The sequence below is a fragment of the Microcoleus sp. CAWBG640 genome (genome assembly GCF_020883015.1).
Classification (GTDB): Bacteria; Cyanobacteriota; Cyanobacteriia; order Cyanobacteriales; family Microcoleaceae; genus Microcoleus; species Microcoleus anatoxicus.
In genome coordinates this window covers 18,163-42,579 of the sequence record NZ_JAHRFC010000043.1, presented here as the reverse complement: position 1 = coordinate 42,579, position 24,417 = coordinate 18,163, and the positions used below count along the sequence as shown (strand labels likewise).

Sequence of the window (24,417 nt, the reverse complement as noted above, 5' to 3'; positions counted from 1 at the left end):
TTTAAAATCGCACAAACCCGATTTTATCAAAAAACTGGATTTTCACTCTGATTTTATCTATTTGCCCGATCGCGCTAGAATGACACCTAACTGAACGGCAATTACTCCTAGTATGGCACTGCCGGCCCAGTAAAAAGTGGCCACACTGTAAGATCGATCGCGCCACAAGATATTTGTCTCTAAACCGTAAGTAGAAAAAGTAGTATAAGCACCCAAAAAGCCCGTTGTTACCATTAACCGAACTTCTAGAGGAATCATCGCCCCTCGTTGAGATGCGAGGGTAATAAAAAATCCCATAGCCAAGCAACCAGTAATGTTAATCAAAAAAGTTGCGTAGGGAAAAGCAGTACCAAAACGGCTGGCAAACCATAATGTGATATAATATCGGCTCAAAGCGCCTGCGACTGCACCGAAACTAATGGCGATCGGAACTCGGAAATTGGGGTCTTGCCACATAAAAATAAATGATAGTGGACAGTTGACTGGGGACAGTTGACTGGGGACTGAGTACAAATCACCAATCAATTCAATAATAGATATCAATATTCTGATTAGATGTTACAATGAATTCAGGCGCTACATATCCAAATTTAGGGCGAGCATTGATTCAGGCGCTACATATCCAAAATCTACCTGCGGGTTGTGGATTTTTTATAAAACGTTTGCTAAGGAGGAGAGAATTCCTATGACAGATCCAAATATGAACGAAGAAACAATCATAGATGTAACTCCCGAAACGACTGCGATCGTCAAAAAGGAGATGCCAAATGCTACAGAAGAAACGATCGCAGAAACTGCTGTATTATTTGAAGCAATTAAAAAACGTGCAGCCGCAGAGGTACAAGCAGCCGGCGATCTCACCCGTGAGGCTTACTTAAAAGCTGTGCAGAAAGCCCAGTTAGCCCTAGCCAAAAATAAGACCATCGCCAAAGAAAGAATGACAGATGCAGTGGGGCTGATTCAAAAAGAAGCAGAGAAAAATTGGCTGGTGGTTGATGCGATCAAAACTCGCGCGCAATCACAGGTGCAAGGTGCTGGCGTTGTCAGTCGCGAGGCCTATTTGAAAGCGGTTCGCCAAGCGCGAGAAGCCGTAGAACAAAATAAGTTGATCGAACGCGATCGCATTGAACAAGCTGTGGACCAAATTCAGAAGGAATCTGAAAAAAATTGGCACGTTGTGGTTGGGGAAATTGAGTCGATCGGCAGTCGCTTGACGGAGGCGTCGAAGTCTGCATTCCAGGCGTTAACCAAGTTTTTTGACAAGAAACATTAAACTCAGATATGGGATTATTCTCGCTTAACAGGTAATATCAATTCCGGTTACATCGTAATTAATATTACCCGAAATCAGGAGACGGCAGTGCCGTGTCCCTACAATGTTATTTTGGGGTAGGGAAACGGCATTGCCGTGTCCGAATTTGCTGAATATTACCCGAAATCAGGACATGGCAGTGCCGTGTCCCTACAGCGCTATAATCAGAAAGCCTTATTTTTAGTCCACAAACCCCCAACCATGAGAACTTACTACTGCGGCGAACTGCGAAGCGAACACATCGGACAAACTGTCACCCTCTACGGATGGGTGGATCGCCGCCGCGATCATGGCGGGGTGATTTTTCTGGATTTGCGCGATCGATCGGGCTTAGTGCAAATTGTCAGCGATCCCCAACGCACGCCAGATTCCTATCACGGGGCTGAGGCTTTGCGCGGCGAATACGTGGTGAAAATTACCGGGCGAGTCACCAGTCGTCCCGCCGATTCCCTCAACCCTAAATTGCCTACGGGTGAAGTAGAAATTTATGCTGATGAGATTGAATTGTTGAATGCGGTGCGGAAACAGTTACCGTTTCAACTTTCGACGGCGGATAATGAAAGCGTGCGGGAAGATTTGCGCTTGAAATATCGCTATTTGGACTTGCGGCGCGATCGTATGAGTCGCAATTTACAGCTTCGCCACCAAGTAGTCAAAGCCATGCGTCGCCACCTCGAAGATGTGGAAGGTTTCATGGAAATTGAAACACCGATTTTAACTCGCGCCACTCCCGAAGGTGCGAGAGATTATTTAGTTCCCAGCCGCGTCAATCCCGGTGAATGGTATGCTTTGCCGCAGTCGCCGCAGTTGTTCAAACAATTGTTAATGGTGTCTGGTTTTGATAGATATTATCAGATTGCCCGCTGCTTCCGCGATGAAGATTTGCGCGCTGACAGACAGCCGGAATTTACACAATTGGACATGGAAATGAGTTTTATGTCTGTGGAAGAAGTAATTGCCTTAAATGAAGGTTTAGTCTGCAATATTTTCCAAACTGTGAAAGGCGTGGAATTGCCTCATCCTTTCCCGCGTTTGACTTACGCAGAAGCGATGGATCGCTACGGTAGCGACAAACCCGATACTCGCTTCGGTATGGAATTAGTCGATGTTTCCGATTTGATGAAAGATTCGGGATTTAAGGTATTTTCCGGTGCAATTGCTGCGGGCGGAATTGTGAAAATTTTGCCGATTCCGGGCGGGAATGATGCGATTTCTAACGTGCGGATTAAGCCTGGTGGTGATTTGTTTAAGGAAGCCAGCGAAGCCGGGGCCAAAGGATTAGCTTATATCCGGGTGCGGGAGAATGGTGAAATTGATACGATCGGCGCAATTAAGGATAATTTGACTGAAGCACAAAAACAGGAATTGCTCGATCGCACTGGCGCGAAACCAGGTCATTTGTTGTTATTTGCAGCCGCTGATGTGACGACTGTCAATAAGACTTTGGATAGATTGCGTTTGTGTGTTGGTAACGAATTGGGATTGATTGACAAAGACAAGATGAATCTGCTATGGGTGACTGATTTCCCAATGTTTGAATGGAACGCTGATGAGAAGCGTTTGGAAGCATTGCATCACCCGTTTACAGCCCCGCATCCCGATGATATTGGCGACTTGAAAACTGCTAGAGCTCAAGCTTACGATTTGGTATTAAACGGTACAGAAATCGGTGGCGGTTCCCTGCGGATTTATCAGCGGGAAGTTCAGGAAAAGGTGTTTGAGGCGATCGGCTTATCCACTGAGGAAGCTTACAATAAGTTCGGCTTTTTGTTGGATGCGTTTGAGTACGGAACCCCTCCCCACGGCGGAATTGCTTACGGTTTGGATCGGTTGGTGATGCTGTTGGCTGGCGAGGAGTCGATTCGCGACGTCATGGCTTTTCCGAAGACGCAGCAAGCCGGGTGTTTGTTGACAAATGCGCCGTCTGGTGTGGATGAGAAGCAGTTGAAGGAGTTGCAAGTGCGATCGACTTATGTAGCCAAAACATAGGTATGTGAAACAGCTTCAATGAATAGTGGATGGGTGGCGAGAAACCGGGTTTTTTCCAGAATACTCGTCACACCTCCCAGAAACTGCCAAAAACCCGGTTTCTTTGATTTGTGGGTCATCAGAAACTGATTTTTTTCCGAGAATACTTCGTTGTCATTAAACTAAAAACGCTATAATTATCATAATCAAAAATAGGTAAAAATTATTAGTTTCCCAAGTTACGGAGGTCGAAATTGCGATCGCGGCTTGTAAGTATCATTATAATGAGATGAAAGATTAACCATGAAAACCCCCGTTGAACTTAACGAAGAGTTGGTTAAAGAAGCCTTTCGCTTAACCAATTTCAAGACAGAAAAAGAACTGATTGACTTTGCTTTGCAAGAATTAATTCGCACCCGAAAAAAGCGAAACCTACTGGATTTAAGCGGACAAATTCAATTTTCGACCGACTACGATTACAAAGCCTTGCGGGAAAACCGAAATGTTTCTGATTGATACCTCCGTCTGGATCGGCGTTTTCCGCGACAGGACAGGTGCAGTACGGCAATCCCTGGAAGCAATAATCAAGGATGAAAGTATTTTTTTAAACAGATTTACTCAGATGGAACTTTTGCAAGGTTGTCGAGATGAAAGGGAGTGGACACTATTAGAAACTTATCTCCAAGAACAAGACTACATCGAGTCTACGCCTAATACTTGGGTAGCGGCTGCTCGGATTTACTATGATTTGCAAGCGCCTTGGGTTAACGGTTAGAAGTAGTATCGACTGCTGCATTGCCCAACTTGCGATCGAACACCAACTCATTCTAGTTCATAACGATCGCGATTTTGCAACAATTCAGAGAGTGCGATCGGTCAATTGCTTGCGCTTCCGACCTGACAATAATTAAAGATTAATTTGCTCGCGGCTGACTGTTTCAGTATTTTCGCCTTCTTTGATAGCATTTTCCATGCCTATGTCTTCTAGGGCTTCTGTTAAAATTTCCGAAAATACTTCTTTTTGTTCTTTTAATAACTCAAAAATAGCTGCTTTGAGCAATTCTTTAAGTTTGGTTTCGTCTAGAGTAATTTCAGACATAGCTTTTTTCTCTGCTATTTTTTTAAGGTCTTAATTATATCACAAAACGGGGGAAATTTAGCCAACTTCAGTTCGCGAGTGCCCAGAAACCGGGTTTTTTCCAAAATACTTCGCCACACCTCGTAAAAACTGCGAAAAACCCGGTTTCTTAGATGTGCGGGGTGCCCAGAAACCGGGTTTTTTCCAGAATACTCGTCACACATCGTAGAATCTGCGAAAAACCCGGTTTCTTAGATTTGTGGGGTGCCCAGAAACCGGGTTTTTTCGAGAATACTTCGTCACACATCGTAGAATCTCCCAAAAACCCGGTTTCTCTGCTTCTCGCGGGGCCAGAAACCGGGTTTTTTCGAGAATTATTCGCTGCGCTTCCTAGAAGTAGCCAAAAACCCGGTTTCTTTAAGACTCAAAATGAACTCTTTTGAGCCAATTTACGACACTTTGAACTAAATCCGAGTCATGGGGCGAGAAGGTTTGCAGGGGTGGGTGAGGCGTGTCGGTGATGAGACAGATTGTACCGTCGAAACGGGTAAGGGCTTCGAGGAAAGTAGGGCTCAAACCTTGGGCGGCGGGGGATGTGGGGTCTTGGTAGAAGATGAGGATGGGGTGTTTGTCGCTGTGGCGGCGGAGTTGATTCCAGTAGGATTTGAGTTGGGGGAGGGTTTCGGGTTCGCCGTTGGGGCGTTGGGGACAGTTTTGGTCGAGGAATTGTCCGTAGATTTCGAGGGCTGGGTTATGGGAGTCGATGAATTTGCTGGTGTCGATGCAAATTAGCTGTAGGGAATCGATTAATTGTGTTTCTACAAGTCTGGCATCAAGGATTTTGGGTAAATCTGCTAAATTGAGGCTTTGGGTGAAGGGGGTAGAACCGACTCCTGTTGTTTCTGGGACTTCTGGATGGGGTGTGGTGAGTTGATGGTGCCATGCTTGATAGAAAGTTGGGTAAGGCAGATTTTGGGCGCAGTTCCACAGGATATCATATAAAGTCTGATAAGAATAATTAGTCTCCAAAAAATCATTATATGAATATTTATTTAATAATCCTAGTATTTTGATAGAAATTTGACTATGAGATTCTTGAGCAATAATTGTTTTTAAATCATCGTTCATAATTCTGTGCGAAACAAAATCAGACTTATTATTTAGAATCATAGAAGTAAGTAGATCAATATAATCATGAGGATTTTTACGATCGATCCTGTATAAATTAAGATATATACTTCTCAAGCAATTTTTATCTTCTATCGAACCATCTAGTCTATTTAATAAACATTCTTTTGCTCGTTCATTATTTTGAGATATGTGACCCAACACATAAGCACAACTTCTCCATAAATCTTCATCCTGGATGGACTCAATAGTCATTATTAAATAATTTATAACTTCTTCATTATTTATTGCTATTTGGCTCAATATTTCAGCAGACCTTCGACGAATTAGGAGATTATTATTATGAGGTTTTAAAATTTGCTCAAGTAAATTCATCATTAATGGGTGATTGTTTAGATTTGCCTTGATAACAATGAAAATATCTGTAATTCTATCTCGTATATACTCATCTTGAGTATTAATAAATATCTCTAATAAAAGCTCTATCACCTCCGAATCTATATTTTTAATAATTCGCATAATTTGAATTAGGTTTGTCGCAGTTTTTTTACGCACGTCTTTATTAAGTTGTATCAACAAAATTAAAGTAGTTATTGCTGTCGAATTACCGGGATCAATCTTACATAAACTGTAGGCAGATTTTCTCCGAATATCTTCATCGGCAGATTTTATTAATGAATTCAATACCATTATTGACTTTTCTTTATTGATATTCATTTCTCCCAAAATGTAAGCTGCCTTTCTGCAAATGTCTTCATCAGTAGATGTGAGCATTGAATCTAATAATTGAATAGCGGTTTCATTATTTTGATCGATTTGAAGCAAGCTATAAGCAAAGCTACAAATCAACATTTCATTAGTGGTATTATTTAAAGAATTAAAAATTTTGTTTTTCAATAGGTTATTGAATTCACTATTTCGACTGTAAATTCCTATAAATGCCACAGCATAAGCCCAACTATAATTAGGGTTGGAATACATTAAATCAATCAAATCAAATAGCGTTTCTGGACTATTTATGCTAATTTTCTGTAAAGTATCTAATGTCGAAAATAAGATTTCACTTTCTTGGGTTGCATTAATTAATTTAATTCTTTCAATCAAGAAATTAATAGCTAATTGATTGCTGACTCCAATTATTTCTAAAATATTTAAGGTTTTTCTGTACGTTTCAATAGAATCATGCTGTTCAATAAACTTAATAATGTAATTAACAGAATCAACTATGTCAGTATTCTTAATTGTTTCTATAATTGAATCAGAGAAATAAGATTTTAAATTATTTTTAAAATAAATGGCAATCAATACTTCTACTGTTTGGCTCGATAAAAAATGTTTTTTAAATTCAACAATTCCAAGTGCAATCAGAAAAAATGCACGATATTTATAAAGATATAAATCATCTCCACACCCATCACTAAATATAGCTAACCTACCAATAAACTCCTCCTTATCCTCCTTCCCTACACCCTCCCGCCCCAACCACAGCAAAATCACCTGCTTCCACTGCGCTTCAAAAATCCGATATTCCTTCCCCACCACCGGAAAATTAACATGATTCCGAGGTAAAAAATAATCCCAATCATCCACCGCCAACGCCGCAAAATACTCCTGAAACGTCGCATGATAAAACCCATAAACAGATTCTTCCGGTTCATCAAAATCGATGCCTACCCGATTCAACCATCCCAGAGATAACGCCAATGATAATAAAGACGTTTCATCGCTGCGTTCTCCTAAATACTCACTAACTAACCGATAGGACAAGCGAAAACGACTCGATTTGCCATCAATTGCAGCTTTTGCTAATTCTCCTAACCCTTCATGTAAAAGTTTCTGACACTCACTATGAGTTTTTCCGCATAGCTTTTCGTAGGTTTTGATAAATTGCTCTTTCCAGCGATAGATATACTTAATAAAACTTGCATATAATTTTGCCTGAGTATCCGGTAAAGTTCCGTCTCTCGAACTCCAAATTTGACACAACATCCACAACCGCAACGGATTTTGAATCAACTCCTTGAGACGGGAATTCTCCGACTCTGCTAACTCCAACTCCAAACTCTCCCCCGTCGCAGCATCCCCCATCCCCGCAAACCAACGGCGAATATACTCGCTCACTTGTTCCGCATTAAACTCCAAATTGCGAAACACATCAAACCCCGAAAAAGCATTCTGATCCGCCTCCCAAACATTCACCCGACAAGTCACCACCACCCGCGCCGCCTGCACCCATGACCTTAATAAGTCTTTCCCCAACTTCTGCATTCCTTGAGTGTGTGTCATTTCATCCACACCATCCAGCAACAACCAAACCCGACTCATTTGTGCTTCTAAATCACCGCGCGTCACTTCTCCTGGACACCGAGGCAACCACACTTTTTCCAAATACTGACAGATATCTTGCTCGCCTAATTCAGCTAAATCTATCCAAATCGGCAACCCCAAATCTTGCTCTAAAATCCAATCCGCAATCTTCTGCAACCGCGTAGTTTTCCCCGCACCCGGTTCGCCAATAATCGCAATTTTTCGCCCTTGACTGATGTCGCTTTTCCCTTGTCGCAACACATCCTCAAAAAAGCGTTCTTCTGCAATGGGAATCAGTTTTTCTGTTTCTTTTTCCTTTTCTTCCTGCTGATTCCTTGGCTGAGGTTTGGGTTTTTGGCGTTCGACAATGGCTAAGGGAACATAAACGCCATCCAGTTGCGGAGTCATCCCGTTGGCGTTGGTGAAGAGGTTGGTGGTGAGTTCTTTTTGTAGCGCGAGGTTTTGGCGGCAGATTTCTTGCCAGTTTATGGGTTCTTCTTGAGGTTTAGGGGTTTCATGGGATATCTCTAATGTGACTGACCCAATTTTAATCTTCCACCGTTCTTCAATTACTTTTAAATTATCTTTTTTCTCAGCAGTTTGATGCTTTAGCTTGAGGTGAAATTTCCAAAACCCCTGAGTTTTTGCACTAGGTTTAAGGACAAGTATATCTAAGTCTTTCAGACAGTCCAAAACATCTTGGATTGCCTCTCCTCTTCTCTGGGCGTTATCGACATTCTTTTCATCCTTGGGTTGAGAGAGTTCTAACGCCTCTCCCAAACATTCCACCAATGCCCATAAATCATCCTTAGTGATCCCTTTGTCAACAGTTTGGGTTCTGTTGTTGCGTTTTTGCTGAATTTTCCCGGATACCAGCAACTCATTTTCCTTTACCCATTCCACGTTGAAGGTAGCTTTCAGTTTATCCCCCGGCACGGCAATTTCCCCATCCGCGAGGGCGAGTAACGCCTCAACCAGTTTGAAGACGTTGTTTTTTGTGGTGGCGTTTTTCCCGTATTTTCGTGCCATCGCTACCTTTTGAGTAAAATTTATCGTCGCTTGGGCAAGTTTGCCCAAACCAGTTGGTTTGCCCAAGCGCTTAACCCCGATTATACAAGGGTTTCAGAATTTTTGGTTTTTGCTTGATTGGGAAAAAGCCCAAAAAAATAATTTACCTCATAAGCACAAAACGAGGTGAATTATGGCTACCCAGGAAGATAGAATCAAACAACGCGAAGCATTAGAAGATGCTCATGGTAATTTTGTTGAGCCATATATTAATCAATTGATTGAAGTCAACGCTCAGTCTTTACCCAATATTGATGTTGCGCTTCCTGGGTTTTGCTATGTGTCGGGATGGTTGGTGTTGGTTATATTTTATGGTTTTTGGATGCGCTACCGAATGTCATCAGAATAGTAAATCGGGGGTATTTATGGCCTGTATTATTCGGCGGTTGAAACCGCTTCTACACAAGCGAAGTCTGCCTCCGCAGACTAAGAGGTAAATGGTGTATTTAAACCAGGTTTGGTATAATATTGACATCCTATATTATAGGAGTCTCTAACAATGGCGTGGATATTCAGTTTATCGGCAGAGTGTGGCTCTGATGAAAGCAATGTCAATAAATTTGCTGAACACTTTGAGGGCATAGAATGGATGCTGTCAAATAATCGCCAATGTCTATGTCGAACAGATACTTTTCAAGATATGGATCGAAACTGGTGGTGTCGGGTTTATCCCAATAATGTTAGTGAAGTGGGAATAGATAGCCCTGAAAGTGCTTATATGATGACAGAGTTAGGTATTTTATTTTATCTAACTCTACGGTTTGCTCCTTGGTTTCGCTATGCTTTGGTTGGGGTTGAAGTTGATGAATTCAGAACCTATAGTGAACTTATGGAGGATTTATCTAATTTATCTATTCCTGGATTAGTTTTAGCAAAGGAACTTACTCATGGGCTAGAAATATTACCAGTTTTTCGAGAGTTTAGTCCTAGTTATGTTTGGCAACCATACGAGGGGGAAGTTTATAATCCATTAATGGCATCCCCAGAGTTGAAAAATAAGCTGAATGAGCTTCTGGCTGTGAGTTGAATAGTGACAATATTCGCAAAGGTATTTATGCGTAAGTCCTCAATGAGACAGAAAGGTCGATCGCACTTTTCCAGTTCATGCGATCGCCCTTAAAGACTATTCTTTCCAGTAACGAGTTAAAATCCGAATCACCTCACCCGCTAGAGGCGATGGTACAGGCGGACTCCATTCACCAACTTGTGCAAAACCCAAAACGTGCAGCAGATTAACAATGCTTTCTACCGCTTTGGGAACCCCGCAAATCAGCAAACGAATGGGTTGTTTACCAGCGGGTACGCCAGGAACTTCTTCCCGGAGCAGTTCGGGAACAGATTTTGGTTGTGATATCATGAGTATTCCTCCTGAATATGGGAGTTAAAGCCCCCACCGAACGATCGTCAGTCTGAGCGGTGGGGGCTTGGTTTTTGTTTGTTAGATTAGTATAGCATAAGCTAGATTGCGGTGTGCTACTTTAGCTCAAAAAAATCTAAAAAATTTGCAGTCAGCTAAAATGACATGATGAACACGCTACCCCCAAACAATGTGAGTCCTGCAAAATCTCCTAGAGTTGCTTTTTACCCCCCGCCTGAAGTTAAGGAGAAGTTAGAGAAACTGGCGAGTATTGAGCGTCGTTCGATTTCCCAAATGGCACTACTTTTGGTGGAGGAAGGGCTCGAAAGAGCGCAGAAGGAAGGTAAGTTCAATGAATCCAAAGACAACTTAAGGGATAGTTAAGGTTGCAGAATGCTAACATCAGCTTGCAAAGTTATGACTAGCAGTTGAGCATCAGCAGTGATCCGTTGGAAATTGGCAGTTGTCATGGCCGATCGCAATATCAGCAATAAAGAATTGGCTGCTTTAATGGGGATGCACCCCACTTCCGTGTCAAAAATCAAAACCCGCCGCCGACTCACCCGAATCGACGAAGCCACTCTCAGCGCTTTGTGCAGAGCACTGAAATGTCAGCCGGGGGATTTAATGGTTTATGAGGAGGACGAGCCCGATCGCTAAAAATGACATCACGAACGCGCTACCTATTACTTACTCTTCGCCAGATGAATGTCTAATACCAATTTTAAAGAATGCAACAATACTCTTGTCCCTCCCCTTGATAAGGGGGGGTTAGGGGGGGTCAAAGATTGTTGCACGATTTTAGATGAATGTCTAATTAGTGCTTTAGGGCGATCGGTCAAATTCAACAACCTGTTTTTGACTAGGCGATGTCATAGCCAAAACCAAAACACTCAAAGTAATCCCTAAAACCGCATAACTCGGAAGTGAAAAAACAGTTACTTTCAACAAATAAGGCAATTCCCCACCCTTCCAGTTCCACCGCTTTCCCAGAAACACCAACAACCCAGCATGAATCACCGCAGTTTGCATCAGGAGACAGCCAATTCCCAATAACCAAATAGACATTCTTTTGCCAGAAAAGACACAATATTTAATCTGAAAATACAAATCGTTCAGCAAAAAAACTACCGCCGGTGCTAACATCACCGAACTGGTGGGCTGAGAATAGTTAATCGCAATACTTAAACAAGAAACTAACACCATTTCCGGTAAATCAATATTGTTTGACCAACCAGTGCGAGATTGTTTTTGGTAAAAATACCAACTCACTAAACCAACCAACACCAGAATAATTAAGTCAGAGAATAGCTTAGCCACAAATGGACTATCGGGGAAAAATCTCGGTCCCACAACCCTTAAATCGATGCGACTCATCGAAATATAAGGATTATTCGATGGATCGTTCAGCCAGAGTGGAAATCCACGAATAGCATCCTCTAGAAACCCTGTCAAGGAATTACCGGATATTGCTAAACCGAACAGTGCTAGAGAAATTGCCGTAATTATCGAGACAAAAACTAGATAAAACCGTTTTTTGATGAAAAAATAAGGAATAAATAATATAACTAAGGTTGGTTTGAAAAGGGCAATTCCCAATAAAACTCCTGCGGGTAAATCCCGATTGTTTTGAGCTAAGATAAACATCCACAACAGCAGCACAGCAATAAAAGTTGCCAGATTCCCAACTTGCAAATCGAAGATGAAACCATAGAGCAATACCACTGATATACTGCAAATAGTCCTCAAAGCTCGTGACTGCGACTCCAACAGGATATTCGCTCCCCATAAAACAAAACCTGTGGCGATCGGATGCAGCACAGTCCAGATTGTGAATGCAGTCTTCATCGGAAAATAACCAAGAAACCAGATCGGAGGAATGATATTAGGTGGATAAACAAAAGATGGAATCAGCCCACACACCTTTGTGATTCGACAAAAACCTTGGTTAAACAATTCGACATTAAAAGGACTCAAGTGCTCGTGGGCTAATTTACTTGCTACATAAAACCACTTGAAATCCCAGTAAGGAGGCTCTGGTCGATTGGTCAAATCGTAAACTAACCAAATTGTATAACACAGGAATCTGGTGACAGCTAATATAATGACAGCTTGGAAAATCCAGTTAACTATAGGTCGAGAACAAAACTGACTAAACTTTTGGAGAGCGGGAGCTTTTAAAAATAAAGAATCTTGCCATGCTGTTTGGTCGCGGTCTAATCGCCAATTATATTTGAGAAACCAAGCAACTGTAATGATAATAACTAAATTCCACCATCCCAAGCTAATCATAGGAATTTACCTCCTATTTTAGGGTAACTTGTTTTTCCCCAAATAGCTGGTATTGCAACAATCTTTTACAATTAAATCCGTCCTTTTAGGAAGGGGGTTTCCACCCATTTTTACGATCGGATTGGTGAAAATTTGGTATTTTAATCTTAATAGTTAGTAATTACCAACCTGGAATTAAATATAGCAGTCCTTGCAGGAGTCGTAAAGTTTTTTACCCCACCCCAACCCTCCCCTTATGAAGGGGAGGGAGTAAGAAATTCACAAATGATTTAGGATTGCTATAGAAGATAGCTGTATGGTTGGCATCGTCCATACAGCTATCTTCTAGGCTATTGCTGTTAGTTCAACACCTTAGACAGCGATCGACATACTCATTTCATGACTGATTCTATCTAGCATCCGCTTCGCTTGACTGACATCCTCGTCGCTACCTGTCACCAGAATGATGAACTTGCCTGCTTGGATTTGAGTCTCGTACTTCAGTACCTCGTGCTTCGGGATTCCCAATCCTCCCAAGGCACCCGCCAGCCCTCCTACAGCAGCAGCACCAGCCCCGCCAACCAGCGTTCCTTCCAACCAACCCGCCAACACTCCAGCAATCGGGCCTGCAATGATGAGTGGGGTCATTCCGGGAATAAACAGGACTCCAGCCCCTGCTAAAATGCCAAATAAACCTCCTACGAAGCTACCCCAATAACCACCTCCTATGGCTCCAGCTTTGGCTGTATCTTTCCAGGTGAGAAATCCGCGCACCTGTTCAGTAGTGTGGTAGTCTTTGCCAATTATCGAGAGCTTTTGCACATCGAAGCCTTCTTTTTGCAGATCCAATACAACCCTTTCTGCTTCTGCATGGGAGGGAAAATCAGCAACAATCGTATGTGTGTATGACATGAGTTTTTTTCCCTTGATTATTTGTCCACATGATCGATGAAATTTTTGATTTTTTGAGTTGTTTTTGATGCTTTGGAAGACCTGTGCATCACAGGCTGACTGAGAATGCTGCAACATCTCAGGTCAATCTACTTCCCGACTAGCTTGCTTTAATTGTTTAATCCTGTCTTACTTCTCCGTATTTCCCGCAGCAGTTGTTGCGTCTAGTCTCGTGCAAATTGCTTTCAAAGTTGCTTCTTGAGCTTCTTCTAGGGTCGCCATTGCGAATAAGATTGCTGTAGTGGCATAGTCCTCAGCTTTATCCGCTCGATGTTCGAGTTTCTTGACTTCCCGACTCGCTTTCCATTCCTCGACGTTCGACTTCACCTCAGATTCTTTTTCGTCAAATTGAGTTTTAAGCTTTGCCCGATACTCATCAAATTCTTGTTTCTTAGCTTCGAGATTTGTCTTCATTTCGTCGATTTTCGCTTGAAGCTCAGCTTGAGTGTTTTTAGTCGCAGATTCCACGCTTTCTTTTAGCGATTTAGCCCTGTTTTCAACTGCTTCTAAATTGTCATGAAGTTGTTGAGTGAAGTTGTCAATTGTCGTACTCATGATGTTTTCTCTACTATGTAGAGTTTAGGTGAATTGTTGATAGTCTTATTAAATTGCTTTCCAGTCATCAAACTCTTTGTTGTTAATTACCTCATCTACTCGATGGGTGAAATATCAAATAGATATTTGATACATTAATTGTTTCACAATTTGTTTTTTTCACCATCTATCTTAGGTTTAAGATTAGAATATCTTGAGAGGTAGAGCGTCCATAATTTTTTACTACATAAAGGCGTTATGATGAGCAATCGGAAATCTTCTTTAATCCCGAAACTAAAAGCGAATTATGAACATTTATGCCATCCTATTCACTCAGTAGCTATTTGGGGTTTTTCTCTACCAAATTGCCACAGCAAGAGCGCACCCAAGCCGAATAGATTGACTAGGCAAACTACTAACCCTCCGAAAAATGGAATTAGTGTCAGAACTGTCAAGATTGCCAAACCTATCAAGAACTGCTGCTGTAACGATCGATCGCCTTTACTGACTAGGGCTTGACCGACAAAAAGTGTCACACCTAACGATCCAACTAGAGCCGTCATCACCGCAGTCAGACTCAGGATGGGAATCAGAGGAATACCAATGAGCGTTAGTGCTAAAAATACACCGGCAAAGACAAAGGAGACGATCGCCCCAATCCCCCATAGAGCAGTCAAACCGGGGTGTTGACGCAATTTTGTTGCCAAAGAAGGTAGGAACTGGGGACTGGTATGCAAAATAATTAGTCCCAGAATAGCTGCTACTACTGCGGAACAAGCTCTAAAAATGGCACTGAAGAAATAGTGCACGAAAAAGCTACTTTTGCCTCGATCGGACCCATACATCATGCCATGTCGATCGCTGAATGTAGCGCGTTCACCACCAACTATCGCACCTGGTTCCTGTAGAATTTTGCCACCAAAGGAGTAAGCATCACCCTCTACCCGCGCTCCTTGTTTCATAATGACATCCCCGCCAAACGCGATCGCAGTATCCAAAACTTTGGCCTTCGAGGATACTGTAACACTCCCGCCAAAAGCAATGGCATTTTCGACTACTTGGTTCTCTGGTACGGTGACGCTGCCACCAAAGCGAATCAGGTTAGTATTGTTGAGATTGATATCAGTCTGCGCCAGAGCATTGCCTGCAAATATTAAGCAAATAGTGGCAATAAAAGCCAAAATTAATTGTTGCCATTTCATAGACTTCATCCTTAAAAATGAGAACAACATGGAGTATTTCTCATAATATTGAACAAACATGAAGAACCTGTGAAGAATCTATGAATTAGTTGGCTATTAATCTGCATCCCGTTCCGAACAGAATATTCCCACAATCGAACCCAACAAGGCATCGCAGTCACCTTGTCCTTGAAACGTCATGTTGATATAAATTTGTTTACTCATAATTGCCTCCAGTATTTTGATTTTGATATTTCTGGCGATCGCCATCCCTCACGATGCAAACTCATAATTAATCTCTGTAATTCTTCCTTTAAAATAGAGCCTAGTGCCTTCTGGATGCTCCCATCCCACTTCGCCTTGTAAGGGAATCAGCATCCCATTCCGAACTGAATATTCCCAGAATCGACCGCACCAAGGCATCGCAGTCACCTTGTCGCGATAACGAGCCTGGGCCCGAATAGTAGCGATCGCCCCTTCAGCATTAAAAGTAAACACCAGGGACACAGTTGTTGTACCATCCGTCAGAGTGCCGCGTGCTGAGGTATCATCGATCGCCTCCCAGAGTACACCCTGACTGGGTAATAATGCAGTGGGATACCAAGTAGCCTCAGCAAAGAATCGCAATAATTCACCTTGATTGTTTTCAGGCGCACCGTGCATTTTGGCAACGGTGAAAAGACCGAGTAATGATGCGTGTAAGCTGCCGAATCCTAACAGATAGGTATCATGAACAAAGGCATTAACTCCGGGAGCCATCTGAATGCGTGCATCCCAATCAAAACCGGGACGTTGAGCGATCGCAAGTTGAGTTGCAGTAAACGGACTCCACTTATCTTCAGTTTCATTCAGATTGAACAGTCCTTGTTGAGAGAGTTTGACCGCAGAGACGATCGCTTGTCCGTCCTGTAACACAGCTCGAAAAAATCGCTGTACGGGGGCTGGCAAGCCTTCAAGCTCTTTTTGGTCGTAGATTTTGGGCTTAATTGTTCGCTGCCCACTTGTTAATTTAGCGCGTAATTTATCAGTGTCTGACTGCCAGCGATAGCTACCATAAATAGCAGCAATTCCCAAGCTGACTATGATTAAAATACCAATAATTGCCATCCACTTAATCCACATGATACTTACCTATGTTTGTTGATTTAGAATTTGATAGATGGTGATAATTAAAACGAGTACACAAATAGTCGTATAGATTAAAAACGTGTACTTCGATAGCCAATTAGGAAGATAAATCGCAAAATTGTCCTGTATTGAATTTGAATACTTCCGTGCAATCAAAGTTAATGGGCAGACGAATCTAAAGGTTAGTAGGGTTAGCCCTTCTAGAGATACAAATCCATAACCACTCCAGAGCCAGATATCGAGTTTATTGGCGATCGCGGCATACAGCATATAGAAAATCACGAAGTTGAAGAAGATCCAGATCGCAGTGTGAATGATTTTAATCAGCGTTAATTTGGTTTCATTTTCCATATGATAATTTATCCATTTTCGGCGTTAAATTACGCCAAATGATAGAAGCCGTTCCGATCGTTCCTGCGATGAGCAATCCGAAATCTTCTTTAATCCCGAAAGTTAACGCCGCCGAAGTTCCGACGATCGACCATAAAATTGGAACAATCAATAAACTTAACGAAACTTTTTTGTCTGTCCAGAGTAGCAAACCGAATGTGAAAATGGTTGTCTGACAAGGTGTGCCGAACGTCGGCGATGCTGGGAAAGTTCGCCCCAGCGCGTAGCCGAGTAACGGATAAATCACCAGCGCATAAGTGATAAAAATCGCTCCAAGGATGCCGTAAAATCTCTGGCTAGCGCGAAAACTCAAACTATTTTTCACCACACCTTCGTATAAAAACAACCAGCCTTGAAAAACGAACAGCGCGCCAAAAACATAAGCGGGTGGACTGATTTTCGTAAAAAAAATCAAATGGTAAATAATGCCTGCCCACAGCCAGAGAAAAACGAGTAATCCCGAAATGGTTTTGTTTGCAAATGGTTTTCGACTTACTGCCAGTCCAACCGCCGCAATCCCCACTAAAGTTAGTACAAACTGCATCGGAAATATAGTTTGATTGTATTTATCGAAAACTCGAAGAAATTGTTCTGTGGTAAATGGCATCGCTAATTTCACTCAACTCGATTGTGGGTTATTTTATGGTATTTATAGCTGCCAACAGCCTGCCATTCTTCGACTAAAGATGGTGGGACTGACAAGCTAACAGATTCACCACCGATAGTTGGCAATGATAATTTCAGAGGAATCTCTGCTTGCAATTGCAGTAATAATGGCTGGAGGTCATACTGTCCGACGTTGGGTTCGGGAACGGCCCCCTCGGTGAAAATATCACTAGAAGCTTCGGTAGCTGTGAGTGTTTTTCCTAGCGAATCAGTCAGAGTGAGGGGTTGGCTGCGATCGATCTTCGCCACTCCAGGAAAACTCACCAATCGCAGATAAAAACTCGTCTGGTTATCTGCACTGATGCGTTTAAAGGCGATCGCTTGCCAGTTATTGCCATGCTGATCTGTGAGGGTTTGCCGCGATTGATAAACCATTTGTCCTGGTGCTTCCTCTAGTTGGCGAATGGCGGCAATGGTCGGGTTTTGCCCAACTCCAACTAAGATGCAAAACCAGATCGCAAGTCCGATCGATATGGTCTGAATCGACTTTCCAAATATCATAAATTTCTCCTGAGATTGAATTCTGAACATTTATGCCGCCCTATTCACTGAGTAGCTATTTGCGGTTTTTCTCTACCAAATTGCCGCAGCAAGATCGCACCCAATCCGAATAGATTGACTAGCAAAACTGCTAACCCTCCAAAAAATGGAATTAGTGTCAGAACTGTCACGATCGCCAAACCGACCAAGAACTGCTGCTGTAAAGATCGATCGCCCTTACCAACTACACGTTGACCCACAAACAGCGCCACACCTAACGATCCGACTAGAGCCGTGACAACCGCCGTCACACTTATTAGTGGAATCAGGGGAATACCAATGAGCGTAATCGCGAGAAAGACTGTTACAAAGACAAAGGAAACGATCGCCCCAATCCCCCATAGAGCAGTCAAACCGGGGTGTTGACGCAATTTTGTTGCCAAAGAAGGTAGGAACTGGGGACTGGTATGCAAAATAATTAGTCCCAGAATAGCTGCTACTACTGCGGAACAAGCTCTAAAAATGGCACTGAAGAAATAGTGCACGAAAAAGCTACTTTTGCCTCGATCGGACCCATACATCATGCCATGTCGATCGCTGAATGTAGCGCGTTCACCACCAACTATCGCACCTGGTTCCTGTAGAATTTTGCCACCAAAGGAGTAAGCATCACCCTCTACTCGCGCTCCTTGTTTCATAATGACATCCCCGCCAAACGCGATCGCAGTATCCAAAACTTTGCCCTTCGAGGATACTGTAACATTCCCGCCAAAAGCAAGGGCATTTTCGACTACTTGGTTCTCTGCTACGATGATGCTTCCACCAAAGCGGATGAGGTTGGTATTGTTGATATTGATATCAGTCTGCGCCAAGGCATTGCCTGCAAATATTAAGCAAATCGTGGCTAGAAAAGCTAGAATTAATTGTTGCCATTTCATATGGTTTGTCCTCATCAATAAGAAGAATATCGACTATATCTCATGATATTCAACAAAGATGAAGAAACTATGAGGAAGGTATGAATTACTCATGATGAATTTCCCATCATTTCCGCAGAAACCAGTCAACAGGTCGGCGTAGTGAAACTGACGGCGGATAATTTTTCAAATACCCCGATCGCAAGATAAATTGAATATTTTCGCCGATCGCAATTGATTGATTTAATTGTTGCCGCGTTGATGATTCTTCCAATATCTGTGTCATCGGATGGATGGCGATACCTTTTTCCCGCACTTTCAGGAAAAGTCGTTGCATTCTTCTACCAGTTTCGAGCAGTGCCGCCACCGAGTCCTTGCTGGTAATTAAAATCCAACCTGCTGATTCCGACACTTGCTTTTTAACTTGATCGATGCCGACCTCTCTAAAATCGTTTTTCATCACATTGTCTTTGTCGTAAAAATTCCGCACCACCCAGCCGGAAATTCCTTCTATTTCCATACTTCCCGTTGTCAGCCCGTCGCGATATTTCTCGGCATTCTTACTAGAAAATCTGATCCAGTCGGCTAATTCTTGCTGCGCTGGGTTACGATAGGCTTGCAGGCGGTTAGCAACGATTGTTTGTTCGTCGATAAATTGACTTTCTTTGCTGGTGTTAGGTAGATAATGAATAAATTCTGGTTCTGAATTGACCAGATATTTGAGGTCTTCTTTCTTCAGCACATCACTTAAAAAGTCGGAACGAACTGTGCGGCGATTTTTGATTTTTGCGGTGTCAAAGGGATTATTTGATGTTTGTTTGAGTAGTTTTACTTCCATCACCCGATCGTCCTGATTGGTCTTAGCGAGTAAATTCCAATCGCAGAGGTAGCCAAAAGCACCAGCGGCATATTCCAGATTTTGAAGGAAAGTGCCGATCGATAACATCGTTTCTCTCTGAGTGGGGTCAACAGCCGGTAGCCATTTAGTGCGATCGTTGCCGATAATCCAGTGATAAGGTGCGAGATATTGGACAAACCACGGCTGTGTATTGTGGCCGCTGGGCGCAAGGGAGGCGAGAAACAAAATCTCTTTTTCGTCCGGCTTGAGAGTTTGGTTGCGATCGCCTGACGGTTTGAGATCCGCCCTTGAAAGATTACTTTTATCACTCAACAAATAAGCTGTTGTCCCGGCTGCAAGTATTGTCCCAACCGCATTACCGATAAATTTTATTCTGTTCATAATCATCCTTTGACCTCAAGGTTTCGTTAAATCACCAAACTCTCTAAAACTTGAGTTGCCCAAATCACAGGAATATGCGCCGCTTCGCAAAGCCAGAGAATTTCTTCCTGAATCTCTGTTAAACGCTGATATCCAATTTCAACAGCTAAATCGCCTCTAGCAATCATGACCCCAAAGGATTGTTTACCTGCTGCATAGATAATTAATTCTGGCAGATTGGAAACTGCGATCGCGGTTTCAATCTTTGCCACGATCGCAGGTCGGGACTGCCCTTTGACCAAACGCCGATCTAACTCTTGTTGAAGCAACTCAATATCAGCAGGACGTTGCACAAAAGAGTAGCCAATAATATCTGCGTGGGTGGCGACAAAATCTAGGTCGGATAAATCTTTTTCAGTCAGGGGACTGAGCGGCAAGACTGTATCTGGGAAATTTAACCCCTTTTGGGGGCGGAGTTTGACTCCTTTGGGGCTGGCATTTGTCACCTCTAGTAAAATCCCCTGTCCTTTGTGTACTGGGTGCTGGGTATCAATCACGCGAGTCTGAATCTTGCCATCGTCGATATACACAGGGTTATCAACTATTAATAAATCGAGAATTTCGGGAACTGTGCAGGAAGTTTGGAAATGCTTGACATGGGATGGGATAGCATCACCTGCTTCTACTTTTCTTGCCGCTGCTTTAGTGGCAATTTTAGGCTCACAACGCAACAGCAGGATGCGATCGCCTTTAAATACCCGTTTTTTATGATGGGGGGCAAGTACCACTCCTGTACGGATTTTGAGACCAGCTAAGTCCATGATGATTTTACAAGGCGTTCCGGTTTCCTGCTGGGCCCGACGGATATGGTCGATCGTGTCTTGCCAAACTGCGATCGTATCGTGGGCGCAGTTAATTCGCATACAGTTTGCCCCGCGTTGCATCATTTCTCGCACCATCTCATAATCAGTTTTACTGCTAAAGTGTGGCGCTTGAGATTGATCGCTAGCCCTTTTCCCTATACTATAACTTTACTTTCAATTATCTGGATCAAGTGAAAAATGCAAGAGTCCTTTTCCAACTCAGCAGGCAGGCATTTACATGATGCCCAACTTCTTTTGGGAGAGCAGCGGTGGGACAACGCCGTTTATCTAGCAGGTTATGTTGTAGAATGTTCCTTTAAAGTGCTTGTCGAGCAACACTTTAAGCACGATCGAGGCGCGGTAAGAAAATATGGACATGACCTCACTGAACTTGAAGGAAGGGCAATGGAACGCTTGCGGGTTCTCTATCCTATTCTGGATAGGCAACTTCCTGCTTCACGAATAGCTGGTACTGTTCTAGCTCAAAATCATCCAGAGAGGAGATATTCCAAATCTGGACTTTGGGCTGAAGCTGACGCACAAACAGCCGTTCAACGTGCAGAAGAAATTTACCGAGAAATTATCCCCAAGTTAGTGCTAAATGGCTCATTTTCTAGCCAGGATATTTAAAGAATGACAATCAGTTTTGGTGAAACATTCGAGCGAGTGCGGGAATGCTTTAATGAGCAAAGCATTATAAATTTACTCGTACCTAAGCTTGAGTCAGTCACAATTATTCGTGACATTAAAGGAAAAATTAGGCTGTTTATTGAACAATTGAACGATCGTAGCATTGAAGAAGCAGAAATTGCTGACATTAAGAGCTTTTTATCTAGCAAACTTGGCAATTACTATGGCAATGATATTTGGTTGCCAGCAGGAGAAAAAGATGGTTATAAAGCTTTAATTGATACTATTAAGGCTGAAAGAGTTTTAGCACCTTGGGATGATGAATCAGTTTTGCCGCGCTGGTATATTCTTGAACGCCACATTGCTAAACAGGCATGGACAAATAATCAAGTAGCTACACCACCTTGGAAAGAGGAATTAGTTTATCAAAAACATAAACCTGCTATCATATCTTTTTTCTCTTTCAAAGGAGGTGTAGGACGAACCAGTGCCCTCGTTGCTACTGCATTGACTTTAGCTCGTAACGGTCATCGAGTTGCCGTTGTTGACCTCGATTTGGAAGCACCAGGCTTGGCTACAATTTTTTCACCAGATAACTCCAATAATCTAGGTGTAATTGATTATTTATTGGAAAAGAAGATTCAAAATCAAGATTGGAAACTTCGCACTCACATCATACCTATTAATGAGCAGACGTTACTAGGTGATTATGGACAACCCTTGCAATTACTTCCCGCAGGAACAGTAGATGATAATTATTTGGAGAAGTTAGCCCGATTGGACTTTCAGAACCTTGTCTATGGTGAACTGCAAAGTACAATGGTAGATATGTTAAAAGAATTAGAAAGTGCAGTAAGACCTTTAGATTTCATTCTGATGGATGCGCGGGCTGGTTTTCATGATATTGGTGGCTTGGCAATCACAAATCTTTCACATGGAGTAGTCATATTTGGGACTCAATCACGCCAAAGTTGGGCAGGACTAACCCATGTTATTCGCCATTTAGCAAGTTCTGGAGTTGATGAGCGTTTACCATTGATTCTTGTACATTCGATGGCTCCAGCGAACGGAATACCAGGACGAGAAACAGAACTCACGGAATTTCAAGAACAAGCCTACATTGTTTTTAAAGAAAACTATTACTCTGAAGATGAAACAGTCCCTGATCCTAACAATAGAGAAGAACCATTTTTTCCTGTGGTTGTGCCGTATCAGGAGAGTCTACGCGGCGACATAGCTCTATTTTCTCGCAACTCACAATCAAATCGACTATCAGGCCTCGTAGAGATAATGACTAATTCTCCTTATCAGGAGATTGCAGAAAAGTTATGTGACCTTTTTGGGCGTGAATTTCAAAAAAATAATTAAATTAAAACTATGTCTGAAATTAATAAACAGAGATTACTAGAATTAATAACGAATATCGCTCCTGGTCTGGGAACTGCTGAACAGGAAAGTAATGATCAGGATAAATTCTTAAAAAACTTTTTACCCATACCAGATTATCGTTATGCTTTAGAACCCAATACACTATTAATACTAGGAGGTCGTGGAGTAGGAAAAACAGAATTATTCCGTTTACTCGCAATCCCTTCAGGACGAGAATCTTTGGTTGAAAGCTTGGGAATCAGATCCTTACCTACTTTGAGCAAAACGACGTGGATAGCTGGCTTTGGAAGGACTCGCACAGCAGAAAAGCGATTTCCAACGCCAGAGAGTGTTGAAATGCAAATGGATAAGGCTACAAATATTGAATGGCGAAGCTTCTGGATTGGTTTAATTTTAGGCGGGTTATTACAGCAAGAAGATTTTAAGTTCAAAGATTTTCTTATTGAACAAATAGGGACAGAGATAGTGAACATTCTCAGAGATGACTTACCTCGTCTATCAATTTGGCAACCTATTGTCAATCAAAATCTTGAAAATTTAAATTCTGTCTTAGATAAATTAGATCAAAAACTGATTGAAGCAGATGATTGGTTATTTGTCACTTATGATGAATTAGATCGATTGGTTGCTTCCTATACTGCCTTAGCAAGTCCAATTCGTGAACTTTTAGCTTTGTGGCTCAATCGATGGGGACGTTGGGATAGAATACGACCCAAAATATTTTTGCGTACCGATCTATTTCGAGAGGATGTTTTCAGTTTTCCTGATGCTTCCAAACTGCAAGCCCATCAAATTCGATTGGAATGGAAACATTCATGGCTTTACCAACTTTTGGTCAAACGACTTGCTAACTCTGGTACTGAAATGACAGAATATTTGCAAAATATCCCAGAGTTGATTATTGAAAACAAAACTGGCTTGGGCTGGACTGCAACATCAAATGAAAAATTGTTTGAAGAACTAATTCAAATGATGATTGGTAAGTATATGGGGGCTAATGCTAAAAAAGGAATTACCTATCGCTGGATTCCCAATCACCTTCAGGATGCTGGTGGTCGAATTGCGCCACGTTCTTTTCTCAAGTTATTTGCCGCTTCTGCACAAAGTCGAATACAACAGCACTCGACCGTTGAACAAAATACGCTACTCTTGCAACCCTCTGATTTACAAGGGGCTTTAATGAATACTTCAGATGATAGAATTCTGGAATTACAGGAAGAGTATCCTTGGCTAGAATCTCTCAAAATGAGCTTAGTAAATCTGAGCGCTCCCATGCCAAAGGAAGTATTTTTAGAGAGGGTAAAATCAACTACATGGATTCCTGAAAAACAACCACCTGTTACTAACCCCGAAGGAATTTTGCAATATCTACTTCAACTTGGAATTATAGAAGGTCGTCTTGATGGACGAATTAATATGCCTGAAATCTATTTATATGGATTTCAAGTTAAACGGAAAGGTGGGGTTAAACGTCCCAAGTAACATCAGACTAAAAATCAGGTAGAGGAGGTAATACCAAATCCTGTCTTCATCGTCCTGTATTAAACTCTCTCTTCTCTTCCTTCGCGTCCTACCCTACG

26 protein-coding genes are annotated in these 24,417 nt (G+C 42.3%); 12 read left to right on the top strand and 14 right to left on the bottom strand.

Annotated elements, in window-relative coordinates:
- Positions 1-57: 57 nt before the first annotated feature.
- Positions 58-456: a fluoride efflux transporter CrcB gene (gene crcB / locus AAFP11_RS19935; protein ID WP_341738627.1), complete on the bottom strand. Its 399-nt coding sequence runs from the start codon at positions 454-456 to the stop codon at positions 58-60.
- A 229-nt stretch (positions 457-685) separates the two neighbouring features.
- On the opposite strand from crcB, the gene AAFP11_RS19930 reads away from it, so the two are divergent.
- The 5 genes from AAFP11_RS19930 to AAFP11_RS19910 all read left to right on the top strand — a co-directional run bounded on the left by AAFP11_RS19930 (position 686) and on the right by AAFP11_RS19910 (position 4,191).
- Positions 686-1,273 (top strand): hypothetical protein, encoded by a 588-nt coding sequence (locus AAFP11_RS19930; protein ID WP_341738626.1) that lies wholly within the window; start codon positions 686-688, stop codon positions 1,271-1,273.
- 240 nt (positions 1,274-1,513) lie between these two features.
- Complete coding sequence (gene aspS, locus AAFP11_RS19925) at positions 1,514-3,301, top strand: aspartate--tRNA ligase (RefSeq protein WP_341738632.1); 1,788 nt, start codon at positions 1,514-1,516, stop codon at positions 3,299-3,301.
- A 282-nt stretch (positions 3,302-3,583) separates the two neighbouring features.
- Positions 3,584-3,796 carry a type II toxin-antitoxin system VapB family antitoxin gene (locus AAFP11_RS19920; protein ID WP_096829519.1) on the top strand — a complete coding sequence of 71 codons (213 nt, stop codon included), beginning with the start codon at positions 3,584-3,586 and terminating at the stop codon, positions 3,794-3,796.
- Positions 3,783-4,055: a PIN domain-containing protein gene (locus AAFP11_RS19915; RefSeq protein WP_341738625.1), complete on the top strand. Its 273-nt coding sequence runs from the start codon at positions 3,783-3,785 to the stop codon at positions 4,053-4,055. The genes AAFP11_RS19920 and AAFP11_RS19915 overlap by 14 nt, the downstream gene beginning before the upstream one ends.
- Positions 4,024-4,191, top strand: coding sequence for a PIN domain-containing protein (locus AAFP11_RS19910; protein ID WP_341738624.1), 168 nt, complete (start codon positions 4,024-4,026; stop codon positions 4,189-4,191). Before AAFP11_RS19915 ends, AAFP11_RS19910 begins: the two co-directional genes overlap by 32 nt.
- Here the strand turns inward: AAFP11_RS19910 and AAFP11_RS19905 are convergent.
- Together AAFP11_RS19905 and AAFP11_RS19900 are read right to left on the bottom strand one after the other, a co-directional pair.
- Positions 4,188-4,379, bottom strand: a complete 192-nt coding sequence (locus tag AAFP11_RS19905) for a hypothetical protein (RefSeq protein ID WP_341738623.1) — start codon at positions 4,377-4,379, stop codon at positions 4,188-4,190. The two genes, AAFP11_RS19910 and AAFP11_RS19905, sit on opposite strands and share 4 nt — an antisense overlap.
- 396 nt (positions 4,380-4,775) lie before the next feature.
- A complete protein-coding gene (locus tag AAFP11_RS19900; protein ID WP_341738622.1) occupies positions 4,776-8,888 on the bottom strand; it encodes an NACHT domain-containing protein in 4,113 nt (1,370 codons plus the stop codon).
- A 106-nt stretch (positions 8,889-8,994) separates the two neighbouring features.
- Here AAFP11_RS19900 and AAFP11_RS19895 point away from each other — a divergent pair, with 106 nt between their 5' ends.
- A complete protein-coding gene (locus AAFP11_RS19895; protein WP_341738621.1) occupies positions 8,995-9,210 on the top strand; it encodes a hypothetical protein in 216 nt (71 codons plus the stop codon).
- A 150-nt stretch (positions 9,211-9,360) separates the two neighbouring features.
- Positions 9,361-9,888, top strand: a complete 528-nt coding sequence (locus tag AAFP11_RS19890; RefSeq protein ID WP_341738620.1) for a hypothetical protein — start codon at positions 9,361-9,363, stop codon at positions 9,886-9,888.
- Positions 9,889-9,984: 96 nt separating this feature from the next.
- On the opposite strand, the gene AAFP11_RS19885 is transcribed toward AAFP11_RS19890, so the two are convergent.
- The gene (locus tag AAFP11_RS19885; protein ID WP_341738619.1) at positions 9,985-10,218 is read right to left on the bottom strand and encodes a hypothetical protein; all 234 of its coding nucleotides are present in this window, start codon (positions 10,216-10,218) and stop codon (positions 9,985-9,987) included.
- Positions 10,219-10,383: 165 nt separating this feature from the next.
- Between AAFP11_RS19885 and AAFP11_RS19880 the strand changes: the two genes are divergently transcribed.
- A complete protein-coding gene (locus tag AAFP11_RS19880; protein WP_341738618.1) occupies positions 10,384-10,602 on the top strand; it encodes a hypothetical protein in 219 nt (72 codons plus the stop codon).
- A 57-nt stretch (positions 10,603-10,659) separates the two neighbouring features.
- A complete protein-coding gene (locus AAFP11_RS19875) occupies positions 10,660-10,878 on the top strand; it encodes a helix-turn-helix transcriptional regulator (RefSeq protein ID WP_341738617.1) in 219 nt (72 codons plus the stop codon).
- Between the two features lie 165 nt (positions 10,879-11,043).
- On the opposite strand, the gene AAFP11_RS19870 is transcribed toward AAFP11_RS19875, so the two are convergent.
- From AAFP11_RS19870 to AAFP11_RS19825, 10 genes are all read right to left on the bottom strand, one after another.
- On the bottom strand, positions 11,044-12,510 hold the full coding sequence (locus AAFP11_RS19870) for a glycosyltransferase family 87 protein (protein WP_341738616.1): 1,467 nt from the start codon (positions 12,508-12,510) through the stop codon (positions 11,044-11,046).
- 351 nt (positions 12,511-12,861) lie between these two features.
- Complete coding sequence (locus AAFP11_RS19865; RefSeq protein ID WP_341738615.1) at positions 12,862-13,401, bottom strand: general stress protein; 540 nt, start codon at positions 13,399-13,401, stop codon at positions 12,862-12,864.
- 168 nt (positions 13,402-13,569) lie between these two features.
- On the bottom strand, positions 13,570-13,995 hold the full coding sequence (locus AAFP11_RS19860) for a hypothetical protein (protein ID WP_340520136.1): 426 nt from the start codon (positions 13,993-13,995) through the stop codon (positions 13,570-13,572).
- 308 nt (positions 13,996-14,303) lie between these two features.
- A complete protein-coding gene (locus AAFP11_RS19855) occupies positions 14,304-15,176 on the bottom strand; it encodes a hypothetical protein (RefSeq protein ID WP_341738614.1) in 873 nt (290 codons plus the stop codon).
- A gap of 252 nt (positions 15,177-15,428) precedes the next feature.
- On the bottom strand, positions 15,429-16,277 hold the full coding sequence (locus AAFP11_RS19850; protein ID WP_341738613.1) for a DUF6544 family protein: 849 nt from the start codon (positions 16,275-16,277) through the stop codon (positions 15,429-15,431).
- A gap of 346 nt (positions 16,278-16,623) precedes the next feature.
- Positions 16,624-17,292, bottom strand: a complete 669-nt coding sequence (locus tag AAFP11_RS19845; protein WP_341738612.1) for a DUF6064 family protein — start codon at positions 17,290-17,292, stop codon at positions 16,624-16,626.
- On the bottom strand, positions 17,289-17,840 hold the full coding sequence (locus tag AAFP11_RS19840; protein ID WP_341738611.1) for a DUF3122 domain-containing protein: 552 nt from the start codon (positions 17,838-17,840) through the stop codon (positions 17,289-17,291). The genes AAFP11_RS19845 and AAFP11_RS19840 overlap by 4 nt, the downstream gene beginning before the upstream one ends.
- 44 nt (positions 17,841-17,884) lie before the next feature.
- The gene (locus AAFP11_RS19835) at positions 17,885-18,757 is read right to left on the bottom strand and encodes a hypothetical protein (protein ID WP_341738610.1); all 873 of its coding nucleotides are present in this window, start codon (positions 18,755-18,757) and stop codon (positions 17,885-17,887) included.
- Positions 18,758-18,863: 106 nt separating this feature from the next.
- Positions 18,864-19,976, bottom strand: a complete 1,113-nt coding sequence (locus AAFP11_RS19830; protein WP_341738609.1) for a hypothetical protein — start codon at positions 19,974-19,976, stop codon at positions 18,864-18,866.
- A 26-nt stretch (positions 19,977-20,002) separates the two neighbouring features.
- Positions 20,003-20,914 (bottom strand): pyruvate kinase, encoded by a 912-nt coding sequence (locus AAFP11_RS19825; protein WP_341738608.1) that lies wholly within the window; start codon positions 20,912-20,914, stop codon positions 20,003-20,005.
- Between the two features lie 102 nt (positions 20,915-21,016).
- Between AAFP11_RS19825 and AAFP11_RS19820 the strand changes: the two genes are divergently transcribed.
- From AAFP11_RS19820 to AAFP11_RS19810, 3 genes are read left to right on the top strand one after another with little or no spacing between them, the layout of a single operon-like run.
- Positions 21,017-21,448 (top strand): HEPN domain-containing protein, encoded by a 432-nt coding sequence (locus AAFP11_RS19820; RefSeq protein ID WP_341738607.1) that lies wholly within the window; start codon positions 21,017-21,019, stop codon positions 21,446-21,448.
- Between the two features lie 3 nt (positions 21,449-21,451).
- Positions 21,452-22,816, top strand: a complete 1,365-nt coding sequence (locus AAFP11_RS19815) for an AAA family ATPase (RefSeq protein ID WP_341738606.1) — start codon at positions 21,452-21,454, stop codon at positions 22,814-22,816.
- A gap of 9 nt (positions 22,817-22,825) precedes the next feature.
- Positions 22,826-24,319 carry a hypothetical protein gene (locus AAFP11_RS19810; protein ID WP_341738605.1) on the top strand — a complete coding sequence of 498 codons (1,494 nt, stop codon included), beginning with the start codon at positions 22,826-22,828 and terminating at the stop codon, positions 24,317-24,319.
- Positions 24,320-24,417 lie beyond the last annotated feature (98 nt).

Bases quoted from the DNA above. Each gene is read 5' to 3' on its own strand.
- AAFP11_RS19930 (WP_341738626.1), top strand. From the start codon at position 686: ATGACAGATCCAAATATGAACGAAGAAACAATCATAGATGTAACTCCC.
- AAFP11_RS19910 (WP_341738624.1), top strand. From the start codon at position 4,024: ATGATTTGCAAGCGCCTTGGGTTAACGGTTAGAAGTAGTATCGACTGC.
- AAFP11_RS19860 (WP_340520136.1), bottom strand. From the start codon at position 13,995: ATGAGTACGACAATTGACAACTTCACTCAACAACTTCATGACAATTTA.
- AAFP11_RS19915 (WP_341738625.1), top strand. From the start codon at position 3,783: ATGTTTCTGATTGATACCTCCGTCTGGATCGGCGTTTTCCGCGACAGG.
- AAFP11_RS19810 (WP_341738605.1), top strand. From the start codon at position 22,826: ATGTCTGAAATTAATAAACAGAGATTACTAGAATTAATAACGAATATC.
- AAFP11_RS19850 (WP_341738613.1), bottom strand. From the start codon at position 16,277: ATGTGGATTAAGTGGATGGCAATTATTGGTATTTTAATCATAGTCAGC.
- AAFP11_RS19840 (WP_341738611.1), bottom strand. From the start codon at position 17,840: ATGATATTTGGAAAGTCGATTCAGACCATATCGATCGGACTTGCGATC.
- AAFP11_RS19880 (WP_341738618.1), top strand. From the start codon at position 10,384: ATGATGAACACGCTACCCCCAAACAATGTGAGTCCTGCAAAATCTCCT.
- AAFP11_RS19855 (WP_341738614.1), bottom strand. From the start codon at position 15,176: ATGAAATGGCAACAATTAATTTTGGCTTTTATTGCCACTATTTGCTTA.
- aspS (WP_341738632.1), top strand. From the start codon at position 1,514: ATGAGAACTTACTACTGCGGCGAACTGCGAAGCGAACACATCGGACAA.
- AAFP11_RS19835 (WP_341738610.1), bottom strand. From the start codon at position 18,757: ATGAAATGGCAACAATTAATTCTAGCTTTTCTAGCCACGATTTGCTTA.
- AAFP11_RS19820 (WP_341738607.1), top strand. From the start codon at position 21,017: ATGCAAGAGTCCTTTTCCAACTCAGCAGGCAGGCATTTACATGATGCC.
- AAFP11_RS19905 (WP_341738623.1), bottom strand. From the start codon at position 4,379: ATGTCTGAAATTACTCTAGACGAAACCAAACTTAAAGAATTGCTCAAA.
- crcB (WP_341738627.1), bottom strand. From the start codon at position 456: ATGTGGCAAGACCCCAATTTCCGAGTTCCGATCGCCATTAGTTTCGGT.
- AAFP11_RS19920 (WP_096829519.1), top strand. From the start codon at position 3,584: ATGAAAACCCCCGTTGAACTTAACGAAGAGTTGGTTAAAGAAGCCTTT.
- AAFP11_RS19870 (WP_341738616.1), bottom strand. From the start codon at position 12,510: ATGATTAGCTTGGGATGGTGGAATTTAGTTATTATCATTACAGTTGCT.
- AAFP11_RS19825 (WP_341738608.1), bottom strand. From the start codon at position 20,914: ATGGTGCGAGAAATGATGCAACGCGGGGCAAACTGTATGCGAATTAAC.
- AAFP11_RS19895 (WP_341738621.1), top strand. From the start codon at position 8,995: ATGGCTACCCAGGAAGATAGAATCAAACAACGCGAAGCATTAGAAGAT.
- AAFP11_RS19885 (WP_341738619.1), bottom strand. From the start codon at position 10,218: ATGATATCACAACCAAAATCTGTTCCCGAACTGCTCCGGGAAGAAGTT.
- AAFP11_RS19830 (WP_341738609.1), bottom strand. From the start codon at position 19,976: ATGAACAGAATAAAATTTATCGGTAATGCGGTTGGGACAATACTTGCA.
- AAFP11_RS19865 (WP_341738615.1), bottom strand. From the start codon at position 13,401: ATGTCATACACACATACGATTGTTGCTGATTTTCCCTCCCATGCAGAA.
- AAFP11_RS19815 (WP_341738606.1), top strand. From the start codon at position 21,452: ATGACAATCAGTTTTGGTGAAACATTCGAGCGAGTGCGGGAATGCTTT.
- AAFP11_RS19890 (WP_341738620.1), top strand. From the start codon at position 9,361: ATGGCGTGGATATTCAGTTTATCGGCAGAGTGTGGCTCTGATGAAAGC.